Raw genomic sequence first — 1,261 nt, 5'->3', positions numbered from 1 at the left:
CATGGCTCAACAAGTTCAAGCGCGTGCTTACCCGATGGGACCGCTGCATCGAACATTACACTGCCTTTGTTCATCTTGCTCTCGCCATGATTCTGCTCCGAAGGTATTTATGAAATCAGTTCTAGTAGATAGCAGGCTGAACTTTTTATTTGCCATAACGATCACGATGTCGTTCTGACAGATGGCTTAACCAAAGCATGGCTGAAGGTGGTAAGAATTTGAATGCACTGCAAGGATAATCTTGCATACAAATTATTAAGAGCCGAATCTCGCAAACACGAGTACAAAGGCAATCGGAGTTATCTTCATGTTCTATAGTGAAAGATATGTCTGCTCGATTTGTGGATATAACAAATTAGAGGAACCGGCATATGACTTATATGGGTGTGCCAGCTATAACATCTGCCCGTGTTGTGGTACAGAGTTTGGCTATGACGACGCCAAGACGCTTCACGACACAATACGAAATGCTTGGATTAAGAAAGGAATGCTTTGGTGGAGTAATAGTGCCGAACCGCCCAAAGATTGGGCGCCAATTGAACAATTACGTAACGCAAATCTCTTGAAATAAAATCGAAACTTGTTAGGTGTGTCGTGTTTGATCCAATGCCATGAAATCTTGAAATTTTATGACATCCGAATTTCGGAATAATTTAAGACAATTTTTTGGTGCTTATTTTCATCAGGACTGGACTCTTGACGCGATGGATCCGGATGACATAGTACGTCTATTTATCAATGATGGGTTTTGCGTGAATGAGTTAATGAATCTGGCTAACCACATCGAGATGTATGCTGCAGCTATGACAGACGACACTGTAACTGAAGAAAATCTTTTAATCGAACTAGGGTGTTACTACTTGCCAAGTGCTGATTGTCTTGGCGCTAGAGCATGGTTATATCACGTAGCGAATCTACTTCGTTCGGCTGATCAGTAATTAGGAAAGATTAGAATCTACTTACTCTTCGGGACCAAATTTACCAATACGCTTCCAATCCGAATACGTAGGTTGCCCATCGCGAAAGCTCAACTTCCCCATCGATAAAAATTAAAGGGATTTGGAAAAATGCGAAATGAAGATATGGAATGGTTTATGTTCATTAGAGCCGTGTGAAACAAGGCTGCAACCAGGTTGACCGTATCCCGGAATTAGTACCGGGCTAACGGAGAAAATTTCGGCTCCGTTGTGGGTGCAGACAAGGCGCTATTCCTTGCCAGACGGGCGAATTCGGCCGGTGTTGCCCACTGCAATGCAGAGTG

General features: G+C 43.1%; 1 protein-coding gene. It reads left to right on the top strand.

Annotated features, from left to right (window positions below):
- Positions 1-629: 629 nt before the first annotated feature.
- Positions 630-938: a contact-dependent growth inhibition system immunity protein gene (locus ACFQUU_RS29280; RefSeq protein ID WP_382252155.1), complete on the top strand. Its 309-nt coding sequence runs from the start codon at positions 630-632 to the stop codon at positions 936-938.
- Positions 939-1,261 lie beyond the last annotated feature (323 nt).

Origin of the sequence: Herbaspirillum sp. GCM10030257 (assembly GCF_042666555.1) — a bacterium.
Taxonomy (GTDB): domain Bacteria; phylum Pseudomonadota; class Gammaproteobacteria; order Burkholderiales; family Burkholderiaceae_D; genus Noviherbaspirillum.
This window is presented reverse-complemented; position numbering and strand designations above follow the sequence as displayed.

Excerpts from the sequence above, each read along its gene's own strand:
- ACFQUU_RS29280 (WP_382252155.1), top strand. The coding sequence starts at position 630 with ATGACATCCGAATTTCGGAATAATTTAAGACAATTTTTTGGTGCTTAT.